This window comes from Streptomyces incarnatus, assembly GCF_001027185.1.
GTDB classification, from domain to species: domain Bacteria; phylum Actinomycetota; class Actinomycetes; order Streptomycetales; family Streptomycetaceae; genus Streptomyces; species Streptomyces puniciscabiei.
In genome coordinates this window covers 4,128,897-4,153,518 of the sequence record NZ_CP011497.1, presented here as the reverse complement: position 1 = coordinate 4,153,518, position 24,622 = coordinate 4,128,897, and the positions used below count along the sequence as shown (strand labels likewise).

Here is a 24,622-nt window from a genome sequence, read left to right as displayed (position 1 = left end):
GCCTCTGACGTCCTCCGGTGTGCTCCGGCATCCACCGGCCCGCAGGTGAGCTGCTTCACACCCGACTCCTGTCAGGAATCGGCGGCCCGCCCGGTTCAAGGGGCGAACCCGCTGGAGACAGAAGCAAGGAGATGGGCATGCAGCACCGCATCGTCGTCCTCGGAGCCGGCTACACCGGAGCCATCGCCGCCGGGCGCCTCGCCAGGCGGCTGCGCCCCGAGGACGTCGCCATCACCCTCGTCAACGCCGAGCCCGACTTCGTGGAACGCGTCCGGCTGCACCAGCTCGCGGCCGGCCGGTCCCTGCGGCCCCGGCCCCTCGCCGAGATGTTCGCGGGCACCGGCGTCGAGCTGCGGCTCGGCAGGGTCACCGGCGTGGACGTGGACCGCAAGGCCGTCGCCGTCCTCGACCCGGACGGCACGAGCGAGCTGCCGTACGACACCCTCGTGTACGCCCTCGGCAGCGGCTGGCACGACCAGGGCGTGCCCGGCACCACCGAGCACGCCGAACAGCTCGCGAGCCGCCCCGGAGCGCTCCGGCTGCGCGAGCGCCTGGCCGCCCTGTCCGCCGGACAGCCCGTCGTCGTGGTCGGCGGCGGCCTCACCGGTGTGGAGGCCGCGACCGAGATCGCCGAGGCCCGCCCGGACCTCGACGTCGCCCTCGTCGCCCGCGCCGGCCTCGGCGACTGGCTCTCCCCGAAGGGCCGCCGGCACCTGCGCGAGGTGTGCGGCGGGCTCGGCATCACGGTGCACGAGCACACCGCCGTCACCGCCGTCGGGGCCGACCACGTCACCACCGCCGACGGCGTGTCCGTACCGGCCGCGGTCACCGTGTGGGCCACCGGCTTCGCCGTGCACCCGATCGCGCGGGCCACCACCCTGGAGGTCACGGACGACACCGGCCAGATCGTGGTCGACCGGACCATGCGCTCGGTCTCGCACCCGGACGTGTACGCCGTCGGCGACGCGGCCCTGGCGATGGGCCCCGGGAAGAAGCCGCTGCGGATGTCGTGCGCCTCGGGCGGCTTCACCGCGTGGCAGGCCGCCGAAGCGATCGTGGCCCGCCTGACCGGCGGCAAGCTGCCGAACGTGCCGATCCGCTACTACAACCAGTGCGTCTCGCTGGGCCGCAGGGAAGGCCTGATCCAGTACGTCACCGCCGACGACCGCGCCGTCCGGGCGGCCCTGACGGGACGGTTCGCCGCCGTCTACAAGGAACTTGTCTGCAAGGGCGCGGCCTGGAACGCGGCCCACCCGACGTTCGGGATGCCGGCCCGGCGCCGCCGCGTCGTGCCGGAGCCGGCCCCGGCGGGCGCGCCGGTCACGGCGGAGGCCTGACGCCCGCCGCACACACCCACCATCCCCAACTTCCTTTCACGTAAGGACCGTTGTCCGAACAGAAGCCTTTATGTTCCACTGATGTCCTTTCACCACAACGATCACCTGCTCCTGGGCGGGAGAGCATCCATGGGGGATCCGTGTGTGAGGACCTGGGGTTCGAAAGACTCCTCGGTGAGGGGGGCTTCTTCGCGCGGCTGCTCGGGCGGTCGCCGTCCGGCGCCGGCCGCGAACCGCTGTACGGCCCCGACCTTCCGGTGGTGCTGCTCACCGGCGGCCCGGGCATGGGCAAGGGGCGGCTGCTGCGGGCCGTGCGGGACCGCTTCGCCACCAAGGTGCCGGTGATCTACCTGGACTGCGGCTCACTGGTGTACGCGGACCGGGCGGAACCGGAGCCCGGCGCCCGCTCGGCCGCGACCGAGGTCCTGGCCGAGGCGGCCCGGCGGCTCGCGGGCTGGCAGGGGACGGGCGGCTCCTTCGCCTTCCCCCGGCTCTTCGCGGGCCTCGCGATGATCGCGACGGGTGTCACGGAGGGCACCCCCGAGGCGGTCGCGGCCGAGGTCGAACGCTACGAGGAGGTGGCCCAGCGGCAGCGCCTGAGGGGCCTGGGCACGGGCGACTTCTGGCGGGGTGCGCTGCGCGGCGCCCTGCGGAACCTGCTGACGACCCTGTCCGGGCAGGCGCTCGACCCGCTCGCGGCCTCGGTGACCAACGCGCTGCTGGACGCCCTCTTCGCGAGCCTGGCGCCGCGGGGCCGGAGCGAACTGGAGCGGATCTACGGCGCGTATCCCGGCGCCGGCGGCCAGCCCAGGCACGGGCTGCGCGATCTCGCCCACGACTTCCAGGCCGGCGGCGAGGAGCGGGAACTGGCGGAGAGTTTCCTGTTCCGGGCGCTGCGCGAGGACCTGGAGGCGGCGTACGCGGGCGCGCTGGGCTGGCTGAGCCGGGTCGGCCGCCCCGCGGTGCTGCTGGACCGCGCCGAGACACCGCTGGGCGAACAGCTGCTGCGCGCCGTGCTCACCGACCGCCGGGGCGGGCAGCGCGACCGCGTGGTCGTCGTGGGCACCGCGCGCCGGGCGGACGGCGGCGCCTTCCTGTACGGCGGTCTGCCGCCGCGGGACGTGCCGGCCCCGGCGGAGTTCCGGCCCGCCGACGGAGTGCCGCCCACCTGGTCCCGGCGCACCGACCCGGGCGCGGACCGGGCGCCGCTGGCCGACGGGGTGCTGCTGCTGCGGATGCCGCTGCTCACCGGCGACCAGCTCCGCCGGGAGACCGAGCGAAGACAGCGGCGCGCGGAGCCGGAGGGCGGCACGAACCGCCGCCGTACCGACTCCGCTGTGGCGCGGCTGAGCGGCGGACGGCCGCACACGGTGATCCGGCTGGCCGCCGCTGCCGCCGCGTTCCGGATGCCGGCGGACGCCAACGACCGGGACATCCTGGACGCCCCGCTGCGCACCCCGGGCGACGGCGGCCCCGAGCGGCCCGTGGCGGACGTACTGCTGCGGGAGCTGGTCCTGGAGCAGCTGCCGGTCAGGCTGCCGGCCGAGCACCACGACCACTGGCTCGACCTGCTCACCCACCTGTCGGTGGCGCACGACACCGAGTGCGCGGACGTCCTGCTGCGCCACCACCAGTCCGGCCGCGTGCACCGCCTGACGGCGCACACCGTCGCGCAGCTGCTCACCGACACCGGATGGCCCGCCTGCGAACGGCACTTCATCGGGGACTTCGGGCTGCGCCAGCTGCTGGTGCACCGGCTGTACGGGCTGCGCCCCGACGGCGCCGCCTGGTACGCCGACCACCACCTGCTGCGGGACCACTACACCGCGCGCACCGGGCAGGAGCCGGCACCGGGCGGCGGCGCCTTCCGCTCGGTCATGGCGCACCGGATGAACCACCACCTGGTGTCCGGCGGCGTGGACGACGTGGTCCGCCACCTGGCCGGCACACTGCCCGGGCGCCCCCACGAGTGGTGCGCGGAGCTGCTCGAGATCGCCCAGGCGCCGTATCCGGGCGGGGCGGACACCCGGCGGGAGCGCGCCCAGGGCCTGGTCGCGGTGGACGGACCGGCCCTGCGCCGCACGGTCGACCAGCTGCTGCACGCGGTGTGGCTGTGCGAGGAGCGGACCAGGCCGACCGGCAGACAGACCGCCCGCACCCTGGCCAAGCTGCTGGACCTGCTCTCGATCATGGAGTTCGACGGCGCCGGGGAGCTCGGCAGGACCGCCACCGACTGGAGCGCCCTGGCGGAGAACGAGCAGCCGTTGCTGCGCTGCGCCTGCACCGACCAGCTCGGGCGAAGGAGGTAACGGCGATGCCCAGGTGGCGGAAGATCCTCTACGCGCTGCTGGTCACGGCGGCGGTGGTGGCGGGGAGCCTGTACGGCTGGTCCGTCCTCGGCCGGCCGGACACCTGCACCGACGGGGTCGAGCGGATCGGCGGCGAGTGCGTCGGCGTCAACGGCGAGGGCTACGACTTCGGCACCCCGGAGATCAGGCAGGTGGCCCGGGCCATCGCCCAGGAGAACAGAAGGATCGAGGGCCGGCCCCATGTGACGGTGGCGATGATGCTGCCCCTCCAGTCGGACACGGCGGCCCAGCGGCGGGAGATGCGCAGCGACCTCCAAGGGGCCTATCTGGGGCAGCTGAAGGCCAACGAGGGCGAGGGCGAACCGCCGAAGATACGGCTGGTGCTGGCCAACCCCGGGCGGGACTACCAGCACCAGTCGACGGTCGTGGACACCCTGCTGCGCATGGCCGGCTCGGACCGGGACCGGCTGCGCGCCGTGACCGGCTTCAACCTCAGCCTCGACGCCACGCAGGCGGCCGTCCGGCGGCTGACCCAGCACGGGATCCCGGTGCTCGCCTCCCGGATCACCGGCGACCAGATAGCGAACGCGGACGGGGCGGACGGCATGGCGAAGCCGCGGTTCCCCGGCCTGGCCCGGATCATCCCCACCAACCACGACGTGGCCCAGGCACTCGCCGGCTTCAACGGCGCGCAGGGCCGGGAGGACCGCAGGACGGTCCTGGTCTACGACAAGCGGCCGGACGCCTACGACGAGTCGCTGGCGAAGGCGTTCAGCGGGATCAAGGAGACGGGCCCGCCCGGTCCCGCCGCGATGCCCTTCACCTCCCCGGCGATCGACGAGGCGGGTTCGACCGGCAACCAGTTCACCCAGATGGCCAACAACATCTGCGACTCCGAGGCCGACACCGTCTACTTCGCGGGCCGCACCCTGCACCTGCGGCTCTTCGCGCTCAAGCTCGCCCAGGTGGGCTGCGAGAACCGGCACTACACGATCATCAGCGGTTCCGACGCCGCCTCGCTGCGGCAGAACATGACGGACAAGGACTGGCAGCAGCTGCGCGGCGCGGACGGCACGGCGAAGGTGACGGTGCAGTACGCGGCCCCCGCGCACCCGGACGCCTGGAGCAGCCAACTCGCCATGTGGAAAAGGAAGTTCAGGACCGCCCACCACCGCGAGCCCACCGCGGACGAGCTCCCCCAGTACCTCACCGAGCCCGAGAGCGCCCTGGCCGGCCTGAAGAAGCTGATCAGCACCACCGAGGACACCGACCTCGGCGGAACCCCGAACCTGGAGGACTCCCGCACGATGCTCGTGTACGACGGCCTCGTCACCATCGGCACGGCCCTGCACCAGGTGCAGAGCGGCGACGCCGGGAGGGTGCCGAGCCTGGACGACGTGGCCGGGGAGTGGTCGCAACTGCAGTCCCGGCACCGGGTGCCGGGCACGAGCGGTCTGATCTGCCTGACCAGCGCCGGGAACCCGTACGACAAGCCGGTCGCGGTGGTCGAGCTGGATCCCGGCCAGGCGGGCGAGGGCAGGCTGAAGTTCGTCGGCCTCGGCTGGCCCACCGGCCACGAACAGCCGAGGAACTGCGTGATCCCCAGCGGCACGCCCTGACACCCGCGCGGCCGGCCTGCCCGATGAGCCTCGGCCGACCGGCCCGATGAACCTCGGCCGGCCTGTCCGCGTGATGTGCCTCGGCCGGCCCGCGCGATGAGCTCGGCCAGCCTGCCTGCGTGATGAGCTCGGCCGGTCTGCCCGCGCGATGTGCCTCGGCCAGTCGGCCCGCGCGATGTGCCTCGGCCGGTCTGCCCGCGCGATGTGCCTCGGCCAGTCGGCCCGCCCGATGTGCCTCGGCCGGTCGGCCCGCGTGATGAGCTCGGCTGGTCGGCCCGCGTGATGAGCTCGGCCGGTCGGCCCGTACGGTGTGCCTCGGTCGGCCCGTACGGTGTGCCTCGGTCGGCCCGTACGGTGTGCCTCGGCCGGTCGGCCCGCCCGATGTGCCTCGGCCGGTCGGTCCGCGTGATGAGCTCGGCCGGTCGGCCCGCACCATGAGCTCGGCCGGTCTGCCCGCACGGTGTGCCTCGGCCGGCCGGCCCTCGCGTGGCGCCGCGGCTAGTGCTTCCCGCCGCTCTTCCCGCCGCCCGTCCGGCCGTTCCCGCCCGAGTGGCCCGTGCCCGCGGAGGTGCCGCCGGACGTGCCCGTGCCGGAGGTGCCGGTCTTGCCGGAGTCGGTGCCTTTGCCCGAGCCGCCGGTCCTGTCCGTCGTGCCGCTGCCGGTGTGCCCGGAACCTTCGCCGGACTTGCCGCTGTTGCCCGTCCTGCCCTTGCCGGCCGTCCCGCTCGGCGTGGCGGTGGCCCGCTTCAGCTGCTCCGAGCAGTACGCGGCGACCTTGTCCTCGCCGCCGGCGGCCGTGACGAGCCGCTGCCAGGCCGTGGAGTCGAGTGCCTTGCCCCGGCCCTTGACGTGCTCGTAGGCACGGCAGTGGGCCTCGGTGTCCTTGGCGGACGGCGGACGGTCGGTGGGCCGGGAGCCGTCGGAGGGCGCCACCGCCGGCGCACCGCCCGGCCGAGCCGGGGCGACCGCCGAGGGGTGCCCGGCTCGCGCACCGGCACCGGTACCGCCCGCCGAGGAGCCGGCGGAACCGATGGCCGCGACGGCGACCCCACCCAGCGCGAGGCTGGCGAACACCGCCCCGAACGTCATCTTCAGCGACCGCCGGGCCCGCCGCTCCGCGGCCGGCCGCCAGTCGTCCCGCCGCCGGGTACGGGCGCGGTGCGCGCCCGCGGCGCGCGCGTCCCGGAACGCGGCCACGGCCCGCTGCTCGGCCCGGGGGTCGGTGTCGCCGGTGCGCAGGACGGCGGCCAGCGCCGTCTCCAGCGCGGCGGCGTCGGCCGGGCCCGGTGCGCCGGACACGGCGCCGGGCGGCACGGGCCCACGGCCCGGTCTTCCGTCGCCGCTCAGCCGTTCACCCATGTCCGTCTTCCGTTCCCGTCCGTGTCTGTCCGGCCGTGTCGATCGTTTCGATGCGTGCGGCGCACCGGGCCGCCCGGTTCACCGGTTCGTCCGGTGTGCCGGTGCCGGTGCCGGTGCGTGTGCCGGTCCGCCGGCCGCTGTCGCAGGAGTCCTTCATGTCGACTCACCCAGCGCGCGAGGCGCCCCATCCGTCACACCCATTCCCGTCTCGCCGCCGACACCGAGCTGGCGCGCGAGGCGTTTCAGCCCGCGGTGGGCCGCCGTGCGCACGGCTCCGGGGCGCTTGCCGAGGACGCGTGCGGCGGCGGGGCCGTCCAGGCCCACCACGACCCGCAGGAGCACGGCCTCGGCCTGGTCCCGGGGCAGCCCGCGGACCAGTTCCAGGGCCCGCTCGGTGGAGAGGGACTCCAGCGCCTGCTCATGCGTGCTGTGCGGACCGGGCAGGTCCAGTACGTCCTGCTCGGTCCCGCCCGCCCGGGGCCGCACCCGCCGGCGGCGCAGATGGTCCAGCGCCCGGTACCGGGCGATGGTCGCGGTCCAGCCCCGGAATCCGGCGCCGTCGCCCTTGAACCGTCCGAGGTCGCGGGCTATCTCCAGCCAGGCGTCGGCGGCCACGTCCTCGGCGTCGTCGCCGACGATGCCGTGCAGATAGGCGAGCAGGCCCGGCTGCACCAACCGGTAGGCGACCGCGAAGGCGGCCTCGTCGCCCTCCTGGGCCCGCGCGACCGCCGCGCCCAGTTCCGCGTCGTTCGCCTGTGCGCGCCGGGGTTGCCGTACCTGGCCCAAGGTGTCCTCGTTCAGCCGGTTCATAGCCAGTTCGTGTGCCGTCGGCCGCGCACCTGTCGCATCGACGGCCCCGTGGTGATCAGCGTCTGCCCTCACAGAAGTGTCACAACGTACCAGGGCCCCTTCAGGGGGGCCGCGGGTGACCGACGTCCGGCCCCGGGTGACGTTTCCGGCGGGCGGCGCGCTGGCTGAGTGCCGGGCGCGGTACCGCCCGGGCCGGCACCGCTCGCCGGCACCGGGGCCGCAGCCCCCCGACCCCGCTCCGTGCCGTCCACCTCTCCCCCCTTGGGCGGCCCGGAGCGGGACGGGGCGGCCAGGGGCCCCGCCCACTGCACAGGGCCCCGGCCGCCCCACAGGCGGCGCCACCGGTCCCGTCCGGCCACGTGACGCTTCGGTGCCCCCGTGCGCTCCTTGGGGCATGAGCGCGTACCTCCGTCTGCGCGCGGTGCCGCCGCCGGCCCTGCGCAACAGCCCGACCTGGCTGGAACGGCTCTTCGAGGGCGTCTCCGCGGAGACCGTCCGGCGCCACCGGGACCAGGAGCGCATCTACACCGGCGCTTCCCCAAACCCCCTCGCCCAGGACCATCCGCGGACCCAGGTGGTGCTCGGCGGCCGCCCGGTGTTCCGCGCCGGCCGGCCCGGACCACCGCTGCTGGTGCTGACGGCGGCCCAGGCCCGCCGGGTGTCCGGGTTCCTGGCGGGGGCCGACTTCGACGCGCTGTGGGCCTTCGCCCGGGACGCACTGCTGCCGCGCTACGGCGGCGTGCGGGCGGAGCCCGAGACGTGGAGGGCGTTCGCGGCGGCACACCAGGATCTGACGGCGTTCTACACACATGCGGCCGAACATGGAGAAGCGGTGGTGAAGTGGCTGCCCGAGGAGTGAGGTGTGATCTCCGCGAAGATCGGCGCGAGCATGAGGCAAGCAGCAGATCCTCCAGGGCTATCTGAACACCTGCTTCTTCGGCCGACAGGCCAACGGAATCCAGGCCGCCGCCCGCGTGTACTACGGGCTCCCGGTCGAGAAGCTGACCGTGAGCCAGGGCGCGTTCCTCGCCGCCGCGGTCAACGAGCCGAGCCTCTTCCAGTACGCCGACGCCGATCCCACGGCCCGGGCCCGGGCGCGGGCCCGCTGGTCCTGGGTGCTCGACCGGATGGTCACCACGGGCAGGCTGACGCGGGAGCGGCGCGCCCGCATCGCGGCGGCCGGCTTCCCGGTGCCCGGGAAGTGGGCCCCCGGATCCGGGCTCACCGGCCAGACCGGCTACCTGGTCCAGCTGGCCCGCTCGTACGTCCAGGCCCACGACCCCGGCATCACCGACAGCAGCCTGAGCCGGGGCGGTTACCAGATCCACACCACCTTCGACCGGAGGAGGACGGCGGAACTCGCCAAGGCGGTGGCGAAGGTGCGTGCGGAGCGCCTGGGCCCCGCCCACCGGGCAGCCGACCGGAACGTGCAGGTCGGCGCCGCCTCGGTGGACCCGGCGACCGGCCGGATCCTGGCCGTCTACGGCGGCCCCGGCTACCAGCAGGCCCACTACTCGGACAACGCCGACACCTCCGGCGTCCCGGTGGGGTCGACCTTCAAACCGGTCGTCCTCGCCTCCGCGCTCCAGTACGGGGCCGTCCTGAAACCCGGCACACCCCCGGCGCCGATCACCCCGGCCAGCAGGTTCGACGGCGACGACGGCATCCGGATCAAGGACCGGCAGGGCGCCTACGTCACCGACGACAAGGACCCCACCGGCCTGCTGCACCAGCACAACGACACCCCGCACCGCTGGGGGTACATCCCGCTGCGCACGGCGATGGAGCAGTCGGTCAACACGCCGTACGTGCAGCTCGGCGAGGACGTCGGCTACGGCGAGGTGGCCCGCACGGCGAACGCCCTGGGCCTGCGCCCGGAGAGCCTCGCCGCGCCCAGCGCCGGCTTCTACATCGGCACCTCCACCCCGAGCGCCATCCGCATGGCGGGCGCGTACGCGACGTTCGCCGCCTCCGGGATGCGGGCCACGCCGTACTCGGTGACCAGGGTGACCCACGACGGCGCCGTCCTGCCCGGATTCACCGCCCCCACCCCCGTACGAGCCCTGCCGGCGCCGGTCGCCGACAACGTGACCGACGTCCTGCGGGGCGTGATCACCCGGGGCACCGGAACCAAGGCTCAGGCCCTCGGCCGTACGGCGGCGGGCAAGACGGGCACCACCGACGACTACCGCTCGGCCTGGTTCGTGGGCTACACCCGCCAACTCGCCACGTCCGTCGTCCTGTTCAAGGAAGATCCGGCCCACCCGCAGCTGCAGTCCCTGGCCGGCGTCGGCGGCCTGCGGAAGGTGTTCGGCGGGGACATCCCGACCGAGATCTGGACCCGGTACATGCGGGACGCCCTGTCCGGCCTCCCCGACCTCCCGTTCCCCACCCCGGCCCCCCTGGGCCCCGGAGACGACGAGCCCGGCGTCCCCTCACCCTCCCCCAGGCCCACCCGCTCCCCGGCCAAGCACACCGGCACCCGGGGCAAGCGAACGCCCGGCACGACCACGCCCGGACCGGGCGCCCCCTCGCCCGGGACCAAGTGCCGTGCGCACAAGTGCCGTTGACCTCGGCGGCGGGTCGGGGTCATCACGGCCGCCTGCGCCGGTCGCACAGGGCGCCGCACAGCACTTCGCCCCGCCGGACGACCGGCGGGGCGAAGCAGAACGTCTGTGCTGGACTCTTACTTGGTGAAGGCGGCGACGCCGTTCGGGGTGCCGAGGCCCGTGGGGCCGTCGTAGCCCTTGCCCGCCTTGCAGAGGTAGTTCGAGCAGGACCCGTTGGAGCCGTCGGTGACGTCGTTCAGCTTGTCCGGGTGGGCGTAGGGGTAGGACGCCGGGACGTCGCCCGAGCCCGGGGTGCCCGCGAGGGCGTAGACACCGGCGACGAACGGCGCGGAGGCGCTGGTGCCGCCGTACACGTTCCAGCCGCTGGCCTGGTAGGTGTCGTAGACGGCGAGCCCGGTGGCCGGGTCCGCGACGGCCGCGACGTCGGCGACGGCGCGCTTGGCGCAGTCGGTGTCCTTCTGCCAGGACGGCTTGGCGTCGAACTGCGAGCAGCCCGAGCCCGCTCCGTCACCGCCGGCGGAGGTGCCCCACACGGACTCGGACCAGCCGCGGGTGCTGCTGTCCTTCTTGAGCGAGGTGCCGCCGACGGCCGTCACGTACTGCGAGGCGGCCGGGTACTCGGTGCCGTATCCGCTGTCGCCGGAGCTGACGGTGATGGCGACGCCGGGGTGCTTGAAGTACTTGTCGTCCGCCTGGGTGTCGGCGGCCTCCTCACCGCCGCCGTAGCTGTTGGAGACGTACTTGGCGCCCTGCTTGACGGCCTGGTTCACGGCCGCGCCGAGGTCGTCCATGTTCGCGGACTTGGCCTCGACGAGCAGGATGTGGCACTGGGGGCAGGCCGCGCTGACCATGTCGACGTCGAGCGAGATCTCACCGGCCCAACCGGAGTCGGGCGTGGGGTAGTTGGTGCCGCCGTCCTGGTCGATCTTCTTGAAGCAGCCGTTGCTCGTGCTGCACTCCGGCAGGCCGTACTGGGACCGGTAGGCCGCCAGATCCTTCTCGGCGTTCGGGTCGTCGTTGGCGTCGACGATCGCGACGGTGGCGCCCTTGCCGCCGTCCTTGGGGAGGTTGTAGGCGGCCTGCAGATCGGCCGGCCCGAAGCCCTTGGGGGTGTCGTGGCGGCCGAGGGTCTTCTGCGGGGTGAGGTCGGTGCGGACGACCGCCTGGCAGGCCATGTAGCCGGGCTTGGTGGGCTCGGAACACAGCGGCCGGGTGTGCACGGCGGACGCGGACGTCGCGGACGAGGACGTGCCGGCCGAAGCGGTGGTGGTCGTGGCGAAGGCCGCCGACTGCGAGGCGACGGCGAGGCCGCCGGTGATCAGGGCCGCTGCGGACAGGATCGCGGGCGCGCCGCGGCGTATCAGGGTCCTTCTGCGATGAGACTGCAATGAACTGCCCTCCGTGGGGGGATGGGTGGCTCCGCGCCGGCGGCCGGAAGCGGCGTGCGCGCCGTGCAGCATGTTGCGTGCATGACAACCGCTTTCCGTTGGGGGTGGCCGGACGGAGTTGAAGTCGGGCATCCTGCTGATGCTGCCACCCCGATCAGTGGTGGCTATGAAGAGGCTATGAACAATTTGCCGAAGAGAACAGAGCCAGTTGGTAAAAAAGTCGGCCCCAACCACTCAGCGCCGAACGGTACGTTGTGCAGCCATGGAGCTTGAAGCCGGAACCATCAACGACCTGATGTCGCTGGGCCTGGCCCGGTACGAGGCACGGGTCTACCTGACCCTCATCAGGCGTGGTTCTTACACGGCCGCCGAGGTGGCCCGGGAGGCCGACGTGCCGCGCCAGCGCGTGTACGACGTCCTGGACGCGCTCGTACGACGGCAACTGGCCACCACCCACCCCGGCCGGGTGGCCACGTACTCCGCCGTCACGCCCGAGTTGGCCCTCGCGCGCCTGATGACGACGCAACGCGAGACCGTCGACCGCCTGGAGCGGGTCTCGCAGAACCTCGCCGGCCTCCTCCAACCCCTCTGGTCCCAGGGCCGGGACCACACCGACCCCCTGGACTACATCGAGATCCTGCGCGACCCGAAGGCGATCGCCGAGCGCTTCGCCGACATCCAGCGGCAGGCGCGGCACGAACTTCTCACCTTCTGCAAACCGCCGTTCGTCGCCCCCACCGAGAACGCGGAGGGACTGGCGGTGGTCCACCGCCTCCGCGAGGCGGGCGGCACGGTCCGGGCGATCTACCTCGACGACTCCCTGGACGACCCCGAGACGGTGGACCACGTACGGCGCTTCGCCGCGGCGGGCGAGGAGGCCCGCTTCGCGCCCGAACTGCCCCTGAAACTCGTCATCGCCGACGCCTCACTCGTGCTGTGCGACATGCCCGACCCGGTGGCCGGCACCGACTCCACCACCACCCTCTTCATCGAACACCCGGCCCTGGCGGCCTGCTTGCGGCTTGCCTTCCACACGGTGTGGAAGGACGCCGCACCGAGCGGGGAGCGGCCCGGTCTGGCCGGGTGAGCCCGTGAGCCCGGATGGCGCTGCCGATGAGCGTCGTGGTGCATATCGGATTAGCCTCCGAAATGAGCGCAAAAGGATCTTTCGACGGTGCGCTCCAGTCGACCCAAGGAGGACACATGCGCCAGCTCGCCAAGGCCGCCGCGGCGGCCGCGGTCATCGCTAGCGTGAGCTTCATAGCCACCGGCACCGCCACCACCGCCGCCGGCGCGGCCACCGCCCCACGCGCGGTCATGCACCGCGGCGGCGAGTGCATCGACATCCTGGGTAACGTGGGCATCGGGAACGGTATCCTCGGCAACTTGCTGAACGGCGAGGGCAATCCAGGCGCGCAGGTCACCGATTGCGGGTAGCCGGGTCACCCGGCGCACCGAATCGAGTGTCGACGTCAGTCGTCTTCATGTGTGAAGTGGATGCCGAAGACCCCGGACCGTGAGTGGTCCGGGGTCTTTGCACGCCCGCCCCGACGGGGCCGACCGCCACTTGCCGTCAGGCGGTGCGCCAGGACGCCGCGGGCGGGGTGGTGGGGCCATTCGGCGGAGTTGTGATGGCGCCCGCCCCGGCGGGCCCGGAGGCTGGGTGCGCGGGCACCGCCGCGCACCGTGCGGGGGGCAGGGCCGCCCTGGGAGGAACACGTGACCGCTTCGCCGCCCGGCAACGACACACCGCCCGCGCGGTACGACGACCTGCGCGCCCTGGTGATCAACTGCACCCTCAAACGCTCCCCGGAGACGAGCAACACCCAGGGGCTGATCCACCGCAGCACCAACATCATGGACGCGCAGGGCGTGCACGTGGACGTCGTACGGGCGGTGGACCACGACATCGCCACCGGCGTGTGGCCCGACATGACGGAACACGGCTGGGAGACGGACGCCTGGCCGGACCTGTACCGGCAGGTCATGGCGGCCGACATCCTCGTGCTGGCCGGCCCCATCTGGCTGGGCGACAACAGCTCCGTGATGAAGCAGGTGATCGAGCGCCTCTACGCCTGCTCCAGCCTGCTCAACGAGTACGGCCAGTACGCCTATTACGGCCGGGTGGGAGGGTGCCTGATCACAGGCAACGAGGACGGCGTCAAGCACTGTGCCATGAACGTCCTCTACAGCCTCCAGCACCTGGGCTACACCATCCCGCCCCAGGCGGACGCCGGTTGGATCGGCGAGGCCGGCCCCGGCCCCTCGTACCTCGACCCCGGCTCGGGCGGCCCGGAGAACGACTTCACCAACCGCAACACCACCTTCATGACCTGGAACCTGCTGCACCTGGCGCGGGCCCTGAAGGACCTCGGCGGCATCCCCGCCTACGGCAACCAGCGCATCGCCTGGGACGCCGGCTGCCGCCGCGACTACGAGAACCCCGAGCACCGGTAGAGAGTTCCGCGATCCGGGACGGTGTGACGGCCCGGCGCTCCCGTGCGCTGTAGGGGTGGACCCAGGACCACGGCCAGGACGACGGCCAGGACCACGGCCAGGACCAGGACGGACCCGGGGTCCCGTGGCGCCCGCTCGCTCTCCCCTTTCGCGCGGGTGGTCACGCGAGGAGGGGCAGGCAGGCGTTTCCCCCGTCGCCTGCCTGCCCCCTGCGTGCCCTCGGGGGACGGTGTGCGGTCCGGGACGTGGGAGCGACGTGGTCGGGGTGGGTGTGCGGGGTCTGCTGGCGGACCGGTACGAGCTGCGGGAGCTGTTGGCGCGCGGCGCGATGGGCGAGGTCTGGCGGGCCTGCGACCGGGTCCTCGGGCGCCCCGTGGCGGTCAAGCTGCTGCGCGCCGAAGAGGAGGTGGACGCCGAGCGGTTCCGCCTGGAGGCGCGGATCACGGCCCGGCTCAACCACCCCAACGTCGTGGGCATGTACGACTTCGGCTGCCACCGTCATCAGCCGTACCTGGTCATGGAGCTCGTCGACGGCTGGAGCCTGGCCCAGGAACGCTCCCTGCGCGGCGTCCTGCCCCCGGCCGAGGCGGCGGCCCTCACGGCCCAGGCGGCCGCCGGCCTCTTCGCGGCACACCAGCAGGGAGTGGTCCACCGGGACGTCAAACCCGCCAACCTGATGCTGACCACCGGCCGCACCGTGAAGATCGCCGACTTCGGCATCGCGCGCTTCGCCGAGGACGCCGCCGGCGGTCTGACCGCGACCGGCAAGGTGCTCGGTACGGCCGACTACCTCGCTCCCGAACGCGCCCTGGGCCGCCCCGGACAGCCCGCCTCCGACATCTACTCCCTCGGCTGCGTCCTGTACGAACTGCTCACCGGGCGGCCGCCGTTCAGCGCGGCGACGGCACTGGCCGTGGTCCAGCAGCATGTCGATGCCACACCGGCACCGCCCGACCGCCTGCGCCCCGGCGTCCCGCGGCCGCTCTCCGACTACGTGCTGCACATGCTCGCGAAGGATCCGGCCCACCGGCCCACCGCCGACCAGACGGCCGCCTGCCTGGCCCCGCGGTACGGCGCACCACACCCGGCCCCGTACGACGGCGGCCCTGGGCACGGCGCCGCCCGCACCGGCACCTCGGTGGCCGTAGGCGGACACGCGCCGTGGAGTTCCCCCTCGGCTTTCTGATGTTCACCTCCGGCGCTCTTCCCGGTACCGCGCGGGCTGCGTCCGACTCGCGGAGACCGCTCTCACCGCTTCCGCCGGCGCCCGCCCCGGCCCGCGGCCGGTCCGGCGGCCGCCACCGCGGTCCCGGGCGCCGTTTCCGTCCGGCGTCCGGGGCGGTCGGTGGAGACGACGAGGGCGGCGAGGGCGGTGGTGAGGGGGACGGAGGCGACGAGGCCGATGGAGCCGATGAGCGTGCGGACGATCTCTTCGGCGACGAGTTCGCTGTTGGCGACGGTGGTGATGCCGCTCTGGGCGATGGTGAACAGCAGCAGGAGGGGGAGTGCGGCGCCGGCGTAGGCGAGGACGAGGGTGTTGACGACGGAAGCGATGTGGTCGCGGCCGATGCGGATGCCCGCCCGGTACAGGGCGCGGGGACCGAGGGTGGGGTTGGCGTCGTGGAGTTCCCAGACGGCCGAGGTCTGGGTGACGGTGACGTCGTCGAGGACGCCGAGGGAGCCGATGATGACGCCGGCGAGGAGGAGGCCGCTCATGTCGAGCTTGGGGTAGAGGCCGTGGATGAGGCCGGTCTGGTCGTCGGTGTTGCCGGTGAGGGCGGCCCAGCCGATGAATGCCGAGCCGAGGATGCCGATCAGTGTCAGTGAGGCCAGGGTGCCGAGCACTGCCACGGAGGTGCGGGCGGACAGGCCGTGGCACATGTACAGGGCGATCAGCATGATGGCGCTGGAGCCGACCACCGCCACGAGCAGCGGGTTCGCGCCCTGCAGGACGGCCGGCAGGATGAAGAAGTTGAGCACCAGGAAGCTGATGGCGAGGGCTACCAGGGCCATCACGCCGCGCAGCCGGCCCACGACCACGACGGCGAGGGCGAAGATGCCGGCGAGCAGGCCCAGGGGGAGGTGGCGGTTGACGTCGGTGACCGAGTACTGCAGGTCCCTGGGCGCGGAGGGTTCGTAGGCGGTGACGACCTGCTCGCCCTGGTGCAGCTGTCGTGCCTGGTCGGGCTGGACGATCTCGGTGAAGGTGCGTCCCTTGTCCTTGCCGGTGTCGACCCGGATGGTGGCCTGGTGGCAGGTGCCGTTCGCCTCCTGTTGTGCCGAGTTGCCCTCGGCGGTGGAGGTGTCGCCGGTCGGGGTCTCGCCGGAGGCGTTCACCGCCTTGCAGCTGACCTCGACGACCCTGGTGACGGTCGCCTGCTGGGTCTGCTGGTCGAAGCCGACGCCGGTGTGCTTGTGCGGCGGGGCTCCGCCCGGCCACAGCACGACGAGCCCCACCACGACCGCGGCGGTGAAGGGGATCAGGATCGCGGCGATGACCTTGCGCAGGTGCCGGGAGACCGGGGCCGCGGGCCCATGCCCATGACTGTGCCCGTGCCCGTGACCGTGGCTGTGCCCAGCGCCGTGGCCATGCCCTTGCCCCTGCCTCTGACCCTGGCCCTGCCCCTGCCTCTGACCCTGGCCCTGCCCCTGCCCCTGATCCGGGCCCTGTCCCTGCCCGTGACCCCGGCCGTGATCGTGCCGGTGGCCGTGACCGTGGTCCTGAACGCGGCCCTCGGCCCCCGCGCCCGGCCCGTAACCGGCGTCATGTCCGGAGCCGGTCACCGGGGCGTGCCCGTGCCCCATGGCCGGAGCGGGGATGTGGCCCGTGCCGGTACCGGGGCCGTAGCGGGGGTGCGGTAGCGGCTCGGGAGGATGGCCGTAGCCGTAGTCGTGGCCGTACTCGCTCGCACCCCTGGGCCGGCCCGGGTCGCCGACCCGGTTCCAGTCCCCGGCGCTCTGCCGGTCAGCGGCTTCCATGCCGTCTCCCTCGCGGTTGTCCGTGCCCCCTCCGGAGCCGGTCCTGCGCGACGGCTCTGGGGAAGAGTACGGGAACCGTTGTGGCGTGGACTCAGCCCGAGCATCTCCGGAAGACCGGGCGGTCCCCGGCCGGCGCGGTGACCGGGGCGCTCCTCGCGGTCGGCCGGGTTCAGCGGGAGGCGTGGCGTACGCCAGGTGTCGGTTGAACTCCTGACCAGCCCTGTGGCGCCTCTCACGGCTGGGGGACGCATCGGGTGAGCACCTGTGAATCGATGTCTTACGCACGCGAAACCAGGCGCCTGCCGGGCCGGCCCTAGCCTCGCGGGGCATGAGGGGGGAACCGAATCCGCCGACCCGACCACTTTGTCCGCCTTCCCGGCTGGGGCTCCATCCGCGGCCGTATGGCCATCGTCCTCGCCGTACCCACCTGTCTGCTCCTCGCCCTGACCGGGCTGGGTGTCGCCGACCGCGCACAGGGCTGGTCCGCCGCGCGGGCCACGGAGTCCCAGGTCGGCATCCAGCTGCAGGAGCAGGACCTCGTGCGTGAGCTCCAGCGCGAACGCGGCCTGACCAACGGCCTGTTGAGCGGGGCCGAGCAGTACCGGGACGACGTCCGCCGACAGCGGGCGCGCACCGACGACGCGCGCACGTCCCTGCGCGCCGCGCTCTCGGCGGAGGGCGGCGATCTGCCCGGCGCCGCGGCCTCCGCCCTGCGCAAGGCACAGCTCCCGCTTGCCGGCCTCACCGGAACCCGGACCGCCGTCGACACCGGTACGGCCGACCGCGCCGCCACGCTCCGCTTCTACACGGGCGCCATCACCGCGCTGATCGACGCCGAAGGGGCCGGCGTGCCCGACGGCGACCGCCGTATCGCGCGAGGCGTGCAGGCGCTCCAGGCCCTGGCACGCGCCACCGAGGCCGTGGCCCTCGAACGCGGCTCCCTGAACGGCGTGTTCGCGGCACACCGGTTCCGCTCCGGTGAGTACCTCGACTTCACCGACGTCCGCGCCACGCGGGTCGCCGCCCTCGGCCAGTTCCGGCAACTCGCCGGCGGCGCCGAGCAGTCGTCCCTCGACCGGGCCTTCGCCACGGCCGCCGCCCGCCGCGTCACCGGGTACGAGGCCAAGGCGGAGGCGGGTGCCGACGGCTCGGCCCTCGCCGTCCAGCCCGCCCGCTGGTGGGCCGACATGACCACGCTCGTCGACGACCTGCACGGTGTGCAGAAGCAGGTCGGTGACGACGTACGGGCACGGGCGGACCAGGTCGGGGCCGCGGCCACCCGGGAGCTCATCGGCTTCCTGGCCCTGGGCGCGCTGATCCTCGCCGTGGCGTCCGCGCTCGCGGTCTTCTCGGCCCGCTCCATCACCCGCCCCTTGGGCGCCCTGGCCGACGAGGCGGACTCCGTCGCGGGCACCCGGCTGCCGGACGTGGTCAAGTACATCCAGGAAGCCGACCCCGACACCCCGCCACCCGCCGCGCCGGAGGCGGCCGAAGTCCCCGGCACCGCACGGGAGATCACCCGGCTGGCCGCCGCGCTGCGCAACGTCGAGCGCACGGCCGTGGGCCTCGCCGTGGAACAGGCCGTCCTGCGCCGCAACAGCACCGAGTCGCTGGCCAGTCTCGGCCGCCGCAACCAGGCGCTCCTGCGCCGCCAGCTCGGTCTGATCACCACCCTGGAGAGCCAGGAACTGGACCCGGACGCCCTGGCGGAGCTCTTCGAACTCGACCACCTCGCCACCCGCATGCGCCGCAACGCCGAGTCCCTGCTCGTCCTCGCCGGCGAGGAGCCCCCGGCCCGCCGCTGGCCCGGCACGGTCACCATCACCGAGGTGGTGCAGTCGGCCGTCTCCGAGGTCGAGCAGTACCAGCGGGTCGCCGTCAGCGACATCGAGCAGTGCCGCATCCGGGGCCACTGCACCGCCGAACTCTCCCACCTGCTGGCCGAGTTGGTGGAGAACGCGCTCATGTTCAGCCCGCCCCAGCAGCCCGTGGCGGTGTACGGCTGGCGGGACGGCGGCGAGTACTGCCTCGCCGTGGTCGACCGGGGGATCGGGATGACCGCGCAGCGGATGGCCCAGGCCAACGCCCTGCTGGCCGGCACCGGCGGCTCCCTGCTCACGGCGCCCACCCGGTTCCTCGGCCACCACGTCGTCAGCACGCTCGCGACCCGCCTCGGCGCCCATGTCGAGCTGCGCCCCACGGAGGGCTCGGGTGTCACGGCGTACGTCGCGCTGCCCACCACCCTCGTCCAGCAGCCGGACGCCTCCACCATCGCGGCGACGACGTGAGCGCGCTCGGCCGGGTCACCCCAGCCGAGCGTTCCGTCCGGACCGTGTGCTCACGAGGTCCGCGGGCGGGTGGGGTGGCGTCCGCCCGGCAGTGCGGTCCTGGCGGTCAGTCCGCGCGACTGCCAGGCGTTGTCGCGCAGCTTGCACAGCGCCCAGTAGCGGGTGGGGCACAGCAGCACGATGTTCATGAACACCGCCGACGGCGTCCCGACGAGCCATGAACGCCAGCGCTGGCGCGTGGTCAGGTCGGGTCGCATGAGGACGTACAAGCCTGCCTGGCCGTAGCGCACGACGAGGTACGTCCCCAGGTACACCAGGGCGACGCCGGGGTCGTGGTACCGCCCGCCGAGGGTCAGCACCGTCATGACGACGGTCCAGGCCAGCATGATCGGCGTGATGGCGAGCTGCAGCAGGCCGAACGTCGGCGATATGAGCTGCTTGAAGGACAGCCGCGAGTACACGAACGGCAGCATCCACCACCACGACCGGGCCCAGCGCAGCCGCTGGCGGTAGGTCTTGCGGAGCGTGGTCGGCATGTCCGTGACCACGCCGGCCTCGTTGACGGCCACGACCTCACCGCGCATGAGGGCGCGCAGCGCGAGCCACCGGTCGTCGCCGGTGCCGCACTCCACCTCGTAGGCGTCCAGGTGGTCGTACAACAGCTCGGCCCGGTAGAGGGCCAGCGCCCCCGAGGTGGTCTCCAGGGCTCCCAGCATGGAGCGCGAGGAACGCATCATCACGCAGGACGTGCCGATGTCGATGTCCGCGGCCCTGGAGACCCAGGTCTCCTCGAAGTTCCGGATGTAGATCATGCCGGTGGTGGCCTGGATCTTCGGGTTGCTCATGGCGCGGAGCTGCTGCTCCAGGGCGTCCGGGAAGGGTTCGCCGTCCGAGTCGATGGTGAGGACGAAGTCGAAGTGCTTCCCCTCCGCCTGGAGGTGGCGGAGCACCGTGACCTGGGCCCCGCGCTTGCCCTTGTTCTCCTGCCGGTGCCAGAAGACCCGGGGGTGGTCGAAGGGCTCCACGGGGTGGTGCCGGGAGCCGTCGTCGATCACGTGGATCTCGTCGACCGGGTGTGTCTGCGCCAGGAGCGACCGCACCGTGCGGTGCAGATTCTCCGTGGGCTCCTCGAAGGCCGGGATGATCGCGACCGTCCGGCCGGGAGCGACCGGAAGGTGGCCGAAGGACCGGCCCTTGAGGAACGAGAGCAGGCAGAGCAGGATCACGACCATGCCCAGCCACCAGTAGAGCGTCAGGATGGGGCTCTTCGATCGCAGGTGGACCACCACGGTGGCAGCGGCGAGGGCCGCCGCCACCACAGCGGTCACCACGGTGAACCTGGCCCGTGATGAGGTGTTCAAGCGGACACCCGCCTGCCGCGGGTCGCCAGGCGGAAGACCGCCGCCCCGCCGATCACCAGGAGCATCGCTCCCAGCACGATCCATCCCAGCCCCGTGCCGCCGGTGGCGGCCAGCGCCGCTCCTCCTGCCGCGGTACCGATCGCGGCACCCGCACCGTTGTGTCCGTACATGTTTCCGTCCTTGTCGGGGATCTCGAAGTCAGGTGTGCGGAACGCGCCGTGGGCATGGCGAGGCGGAAGGCGTCCACCAGCGAGTGGGAGAAGGCGTCCACCAGCGAGTGGCGAAGGGGGTCCGTGCCGGGTGCCGTCCCCGCTCCGGACAGCCCGCCGACGCCTGCCGGCCCTCGCGTGCCCAGGCTGCTGTTCCTCGGGTGGGTCAGAGCCGCTCGACGTGCGGCGCGGGTGTCATGGCGCCACGGGTGTCGAGCACATAGGCGGCCTCGTCGGCGAGCTGGGCGAGGTCGAACTCGGCGTGCGGCGTGAGCAGCACGACGGCGTCGAAGTCGGCGACGCTCTCGCCGCTCGCGGCTCCGGCGGTTCCGGCGGCATCGGTGGCCCCGGCGGCTCCGGTGGCTCCGGTGGCTCCGGCGAAGGGAATGTGCCGGCGACTGCCCTCGGGCAGATGGGGATCGACGACCACGACGTCGGCCCCCATGGCCCGCAACCGGTCGATGACCTGGACGGCCGGCGACTGCCGGGCATCGGACGTACCCGGCTTGTAGGCCGCACCGAGAGCCAGGATGCGCGCTCCGTGCACGCTGCGGCGGAAGCGGCTGCTGAGGGCGTCCTGCAGACGCCGTACGACGTAGTCGGGCTGGCTCTCGTTGATGTCCTGGGCCAGTTCGATGAGCCGGAAGGTCTGCCCGTGCCGTGCCTTGACGTGGTGGCTCAGGTAGACGGGGTCGATGGGCAGGCAGTGCCCGCCGACGCCCGGGCCGGGCAGGAACCTGGTGAAGCCGAACGGCTTGGTCGCCGCCAGCTCCAGGGTGTGCCACACATCGACACCCAGCGTGTGGGCCATCCGTGACAGCTCGTTGACCAGGGCGATGTTCACGTGCCGGTAGGTGTTCTCGAACACCTTGGCCAGTTCCGCCTCTTCGAGCCCGGAGGCGGGCACGGTGACGTCCGTGACCGAGTCGTAGAAGGTCTTCACGCGGTGCAGGCAGGCGTCGGTGAGACCCGCGACGATCTTGGGCGTGTTGTCCAGGCGCCAGTCGGCGTTCCCGGGATCGATGCGCTCGGGACTGAACCCGACATGGAAGTCCCGCCCCGCGATGAGGCCGGAGCCCTCCTCCAGCAGGGGTATGAGGACGTCGCGGGTGGTGCCGGGGTGCGTGGTGGACTCGAGCACCACGGTGGCCCCCGGCTCCAGCCACCTCGCCAGGGTCCGCGCGGCCTCACGCACACAGCTGAGGTCCGGGGCTCTGTCGGTCAGCGGTGTCGGCACCGTGATGACCGCGATGTCGAAGCCCTTGAGGTCCTTCGGATCCGGGCTGGGACGGTAGGCGGCCGACCGCAGCACTGCCCGAAGGCGGGTCGACGGGATGTCCTCGACGTACGACGTGCCGGCGGCCAGCTTGTCGCAACGCTCTCGATCGGGTTCGTAGCCGGTCACGACGTGTCCGGCCTCGGCGGCACTGAGGGCTAAGGGCAGGCCGACATAGCCCTGCCCGAGCACACAGACGTGCATGGTGGTTCCTCCCCTTGAGCCGGCCTGCGAACGCGCGCAGACCGGAAAACGGCGCCCCTGAAACGCGGCTGCCTGTTCCTGAAGCAGGCAGCCGCGGCGTCGGTTACTGCGTGAACCGCGGTGTGTCAGCGGATGTGCCGAAGCCCCCGTCGGGCCACGGCGAGCCGCTGGGTGCGATGCACCGGCGATCTCAACCGCGGATCTGATGACCTCGTGTCCTGAGCCGGACGCGCGAGATGATCTTCGCAATTCCCCCCTGTATGTGGACCCCAAGGCTTCAACGGGTTTCGCCGGCATGGAACCCCCTTTGCCGGGCCGATACCCGTGAATCGCCCCCGAGGTCTGCGCGGGCAGCCGACGGGCTGCCAGGTGACCTCACATGCGCGGGAAGGAGACGGTGAGGCGCGGTGAGGTCCAGCCCCACCGGTTGATCTTCACGATTCCTTCCCGTTCATGCATGGTCAAGGTTTCAAGATGTGTCCCTCAAACGGAAGCGTTGTTCCCATATCGCTGTCCGTGAGCTGAAGCACGGGCAGTGGGCGCGCGCCGGTGCGCGCGCCCCTGTACCACCGCCGGGGTTCGTGCTGCCGGCTGTCGGGACTCATCTTCGTAAGTCGCCGCGCAGCCGAGGCCGGCTGCGCCACGCTGGGTCGGCAGGCGCAGTCGCATTCCGGACGCCAGGGAGCACGTTGTGAGCGCACCATCCATCGGCCGGAGGACGGCTCTGCGTCTCGCGGGTGCGTCCGGCTTCGCCGTGGCCGGGGGAGCACTGCTGACGGACGCCGCGCCCGGTGGCAGTGCGACCGTCGGTGACCTCAGGACGCCGCCGGCCCACGCCCCTTCCGGGCGCCGTCCGCGGTACCGCCGCGCCGCGTGGTCGCAGCAGTTCCAGCGGGGGCACGGATGGACGGCCGCCGGAGCCGGTACCGCGTCCAGCGACCTCGGCGACACCGCGGTCTTCGCCCGCGGAAGCCAGTCGGTGCGGGTGACCACCAACGGCACCGGCAGGCAGTCGTACGTCCGCAGGACCGGCATGACCGGGCTGAACCTCACCGGCAGGATGGTCCGCCTGATCCTCCGTGTCGCGGACACCACCCATCTGGCCAGGCTCGCCTTCTACGTGGGCACCGGCTCGTTCACCGACTACTTCGTCTGGCAGTTCCACACGCACTCCGCGACGGCGGCCAACTACGTCCAGTCGGGGGAGTGGGTGACGGTCCACCTGCAGTGGGCCGACGTCAGCTCGGCGGCCGGGGCCTGCTCGATCGCGCCGACCGGGACACCGTCCACCAGGTCCGGCTTCACCGACATGTCGCTGGCCGTGTACGACGACGCCGGCGGGCCGGTGACGTACTGGTTGCAGGCCGTCGAGCTGATCCCCGACACCGCGTCCGTGTTCCCCAGGGGCGTGGTGTCCGTGACCTTCGACGACTCGCACAGCTCGGTGCACGATCTGGCGCGGCCGGTGATGGACCCCCACGGCTTTCCGGGCACGAGTTACAACATCGTGGACGCCATCGGCACCGGCGGCTCCCTGACGATCGGCAGGATGCGGTCGCTGCAGGACCACTCCGGCTGGGAGATGGCGGGGCACGCGTACGCGACGAGCGCCCATGCCGCGGGCTACGGCAGGCTGTCCGCCCACCAGGTCGACGACGACTTCCGCAGGCTGCGCGAGTGGCTGGTGTCGCACGGCTTCACCAGCGAGCACTTCGCCTACCCGCACGGCGCGTTCGGCAGGACGACGGACGGCGTGCCGGTGGATCTCCTCGCCGGCCGGCACTTCACCACGGCCCGGTCGATCATCTCGGAGACGACCGAGTCGTTCGCGCCGGCCATGCCGTACCGGCTGAAGGCGCTGACGGGCATCACCGACGGCGACGGCATCGGCGGCACGCCCCTGTCCCGGCTCACCGGCCCGGGCGGCAGACTCGACCGCTGCGCCACCAACGGCGACTGGCTGATCCTCTGTCTTCACCGGGTCGTCGCCGGGCGGCCGCGCAGCAGCACCGAGATCAGCCGGCGCGGCTTGGCGGCCCTGCTGAAGGGCATCTCGGACCGGGGCATTCCCGTGGCGACGGTCGGGGAGGTGATCGGGCACTACACGTAGCCCGAATACCGCAGGTGGAGCACATGATGAGCCGCCCGAGGCGGGGCCGCCCGGGTCCGGTTCAGGAGTGCGCGCACTGCCTGCGAGCAACTGCTGGACCCGTACGGCTACGAACCCGTACGGGAACCACGCCTTCCTCGGCGGCTGCCTCGACGGCCTGAAGGTCAACGGCCTCCAGGTCGTCCTCGCCCCGGAGCCGGGCGAATGCCGCGTACGGCTGGGCCCGCGCGGCAGCGACGGCGGCGGCCCCCTTTGCCACAGCTTGATCATGCGTATCCCCTCGCCTTGATCTGCCATGTCCCCGACATGACTACGATTGGCCGACTTCGGGGCTCGAGGGGGAGTT

Annotated in this window: 19 protein-coding genes; 12 read left to right on the top strand and 7 right to left on the bottom strand. The window is 72.7% G+C overall.

Annotated features, from left to right (window positions below):
* The first annotated feature begins 137 nt into the window (after window positions 1-137).
* The 3 genes from ABB07_RS18575 to ABB07_RS18565 all read left to right on the top strand — a co-directional run bounded on the left by ABB07_RS18575 (window position 138) and on the right by ABB07_RS18565 (window position 5,265).
* Window positions 138-1,337: an NAD(P)/FAD-dependent oxidoreductase gene (locus ABB07_RS18575; protein ID WP_208899754.1), complete on the top strand. Its 1,200-nt coding sequence runs from the start codon at window positions 138-140 to the stop codon at window positions 1,335-1,337.
* Window positions 1,338-1,477: 140 nt separating this feature from the next.
* Window positions 1,478-3,646 carry a hypothetical protein gene (locus tag ABB07_RS18570; RefSeq protein WP_208899753.1) on the top strand — a complete coding sequence of 723 codons (2,169 nt, stop codon included), beginning with the start codon at window positions 1,478-1,480 and terminating at the stop codon, window positions 3,644-3,646.
* Window positions 3,647-3,651: 5 nt separating this feature from the next.
* Complete coding sequence (locus ABB07_RS18565) at window positions 3,652-5,265, top strand: ABC transporter substrate-binding protein (RefSeq protein WP_208899752.1); 1,614 nt, start codon at window positions 3,652-3,654, stop codon at window positions 5,263-5,265.
* A 498-nt stretch (window positions 5,266-5,763) separates the two neighbouring features.
* Here the strand turns inward: ABB07_RS18565 and ABB07_RS18560 are convergent, their stop codons facing one another.
* The gene (locus tag ABB07_RS18560; RefSeq protein ID WP_208899751.1) at window positions 5,764-6,624 is read right to left on the bottom strand and encodes a hypothetical protein; all 861 of its coding nucleotides are present in this window, start codon (window positions 6,622-6,624) and stop codon (window positions 5,764-5,766) included.
* Window positions 6,625-6,777: 153 nt separating this feature from the next.
* The gene (locus tag ABB07_RS18555; protein ID WP_208903509.1) at window positions 6,778-7,410 is read right to left on the bottom strand and encodes an RNA polymerase sigma factor; all 633 of its coding nucleotides are present in this window, start codon (window positions 7,408-7,410) and stop codon (window positions 6,778-6,780) included.
* A gap of 418 nt (window positions 7,411-7,828) precedes the next feature.
* Between ABB07_RS18555 and ABB07_RS18550 the strand changes: the two genes are divergently transcribed.
* Both ABB07_RS18550 and ABB07_RS18545 read left to right on the top strand, forming a co-directional pair.
* Window positions 7,829-8,293 (top strand): DUF1877 family protein, encoded by a 465-nt coding sequence (locus tag ABB07_RS18550; RefSeq protein ID WP_208899750.1) that lies wholly within the window; start codon window positions 7,829-7,831, stop codon window positions 8,291-8,293.
* Between the two features lie 46 nt (window positions 8,294-8,339).
* On the top strand, window positions 8,340-10,004 hold the full coding sequence (locus ABB07_RS18545) for a transglycosylase domain-containing protein (protein ID WP_279617428.1): 1,665 nt from the start codon (window positions 8,340-8,342) through the stop codon (window positions 10,002-10,004).
* A 116-nt stretch (window positions 10,005-10,120) separates the two neighbouring features.
* Here the strand turns inward: ABB07_RS18545 and ABB07_RS18540 are convergent, their stop codons facing one another.
* Window positions 10,121-11,392: a S53 family peptidase gene (locus ABB07_RS18540; RefSeq protein ID WP_244189418.1), complete on the bottom strand. Its 1,272-nt coding sequence runs from the start codon at window positions 11,390-11,392 to the stop codon at window positions 10,121-10,123.
* 262 nt (window positions 11,393-11,654) lie between these two features.
* Between ABB07_RS18540 and ABB07_RS18535 the strand changes: the two genes are divergently transcribed.
* From ABB07_RS18535 to ABB07_RS18520, 4 genes are all read left to right on the top strand, one after another.
* Window positions 11,655-12,479 (top strand): TrmB family transcriptional regulator, encoded by an 825-nt coding sequence (locus ABB07_RS18535; protein ID WP_208899748.1) that lies wholly within the window; start codon window positions 11,655-11,657, stop codon window positions 12,477-12,479.
* A gap of 116 nt (window positions 12,480-12,595) precedes the next feature.
* Entirely contained in the window at window positions 12,596-12,829 is a 234-nt protein-coding gene (locus ABB07_RS18530) for a hypothetical protein (protein ID WP_208899747.1), read from the top strand.
* Between the two features lie 282 nt (window positions 12,830-13,111).
* Complete coding sequence (locus ABB07_RS18525; protein WP_208899746.1) at window positions 13,112-13,849, top strand: flavodoxin family protein; 738 nt, start codon at window positions 13,112-13,114, stop codon at window positions 13,847-13,849.
* Window positions 13,850-14,105: 256 nt separating this feature from the next.
* Window positions 14,106-15,035, top strand: a complete 930-nt coding sequence (locus ABB07_RS18520) for a serine/threonine-protein kinase (protein WP_244189417.1) — start codon at window positions 14,106-14,108, stop codon at window positions 15,033-15,035.
* A gap of 62 nt (window positions 15,036-15,097) precedes the next feature.
* Here the strand turns inward: ABB07_RS18520 and ABB07_RS18515 are convergent, their stop codons facing one another.
* Window positions 15,098-16,654 (bottom strand): YibE/F family protein, encoded by a 1,557-nt coding sequence (locus ABB07_RS18515; RefSeq protein WP_208903507.1) that lies wholly within the window; start codon window positions 16,652-16,654, stop codon window positions 15,098-15,100.
* A 575-nt stretch (window positions 16,655-17,229) separates the two neighbouring features.
* Here ABB07_RS18515 and ABB07_RS18510 point away from each other — a divergent pair.
* A complete protein-coding gene (locus tag ABB07_RS18510; protein WP_208899745.1) occupies window positions 17,230-19,116 on the top strand; it encodes a sensor histidine kinase in 1,887 nt (628 codons plus the stop codon).
* A 50-nt stretch (window positions 19,117-19,166) separates the two neighbouring features.
* Here the strand turns inward: ABB07_RS18510 and ABB07_RS18505 are convergent, their stop codons facing one another.
* The 3 genes from ABB07_RS18505 to ABB07_RS18495 form a co-directional block, all read right to left on the bottom strand.
* Window positions 19,167-20,477: a glycosyltransferase family 2 protein gene (locus ABB07_RS18505; protein ID WP_208899744.1), complete on the bottom strand. Its 1,311-nt coding sequence runs from the start codon at window positions 20,475-20,477 to the stop codon at window positions 19,167-19,169.
* The gene (locus ABB07_RS18500) at window positions 20,474-20,647 is read right to left on the bottom strand and encodes a peptidase (RefSeq protein WP_107100563.1); all 174 of its coding nucleotides are present in this window, start codon (window positions 20,645-20,647) and stop codon (window positions 20,474-20,476) included. The genes ABB07_RS18505 and ABB07_RS18500 overlap by 4 nt, the downstream gene beginning before the upstream one ends.
* 205 nt (window positions 20,648-20,852) lie before the next feature.
* Window positions 20,853-22,166, bottom strand: coding sequence for a nucleotide sugar dehydrogenase (locus ABB07_RS18495; RefSeq protein ID WP_208899743.1), 1,314 nt, complete (start codon window positions 22,164-22,166; stop codon window positions 20,853-20,855).
* Between the two features lie 691 nt (window positions 22,167-22,857).
* On the opposite strand from ABB07_RS18495, the gene ABB07_RS18490 reads away from it, so the two are divergent.
* Both ABB07_RS18490 and ABB07_RS18485 read left to right on the top strand, forming a co-directional pair.
* Window positions 22,858-24,276 carry a polysaccharide deacetylase family protein gene (locus ABB07_RS18490; protein ID WP_244189415.1) on the top strand — a complete coding sequence of 473 codons (1,419 nt, stop codon included), beginning with the start codon at window positions 22,858-22,860 and terminating at the stop codon, window positions 24,274-24,276.
* Window positions 24,277-24,343: 67 nt separating this feature from the next.
* Window positions 24,344-24,565 carry a hypothetical protein gene (locus tag ABB07_RS18485; protein WP_208899742.1) on the top strand — a complete coding sequence of 74 codons (222 nt, stop codon included), beginning with the start codon at window positions 24,344-24,346 and terminating at the stop codon, window positions 24,563-24,565.
* The last annotated feature ends 57 nt before the right edge of the window (window positions 24,566-24,622 follow it).

Excerpts from the sequence above, each read along its gene's own strand:
- ABB07_RS18575 (WP_208899754.1), top strand. The coding sequence starts at position 138 with ATGCAGCACCGCATCGTCGTCCTCGGAGCCGGCTACACCGGAGCCATC.
- ABB07_RS18560 (WP_208899751.1), bottom strand. The coding sequence starts at position 6,624 with ATGGGTGAACGGCTGAGCGGCGACGGAAGACCGGGCCGTGGGCCCGTG.
- ABB07_RS18515 (WP_208903507.1), bottom strand. The coding sequence starts at position 16,654 with ATGGGGCACGGGCACGCCCCGGTGACCGGCTCCGGACATGACGCCGGT.
- ABB07_RS18535 (WP_208899748.1), top strand. The coding sequence starts at position 11,655 with ATGGAGCTTGAAGCCGGAACCATCAACGACCTGATGTCGCTGGGCCTG.
- ABB07_RS18550 (WP_208899750.1), top strand. The coding sequence starts at position 7,829 with ATGAGCGCGTACCTCCGTCTGCGCGCGGTGCCGCCGCCGGCCCTGCGC.
- ABB07_RS18500 (WP_107100563.1), bottom strand. The coding sequence starts at position 20,647 with ATGTACGGACACAACGGTGCGGGTGCCGCGATCGGTACCGCGGCAGGA.
- ABB07_RS18510 (WP_208899745.1), top strand. The coding sequence starts at position 17,230 with ATGGCCATCGTCCTCGCCGTACCCACCTGTCTGCTCCTCGCCCTGACC.
- ABB07_RS18530 (WP_208899747.1), top strand. The coding sequence starts at position 12,596 with ATGCGCCAGCTCGCCAAGGCCGCCGCGGCGGCCGCGGTCATCGCTAGC.
- ABB07_RS18495 (WP_208899743.1), bottom strand. The coding sequence starts at position 22,166 with ATGCACGTCTGTGTGCTCGGGCAGGGCTATGTCGGCCTGCCCTTAGCC.
- ABB07_RS18565 (WP_208899752.1), top strand. The coding sequence starts at position 3,652 with ATGCCCAGGTGGCGGAAGATCCTCTACGCGCTGCTGGTCACGGCGGCG.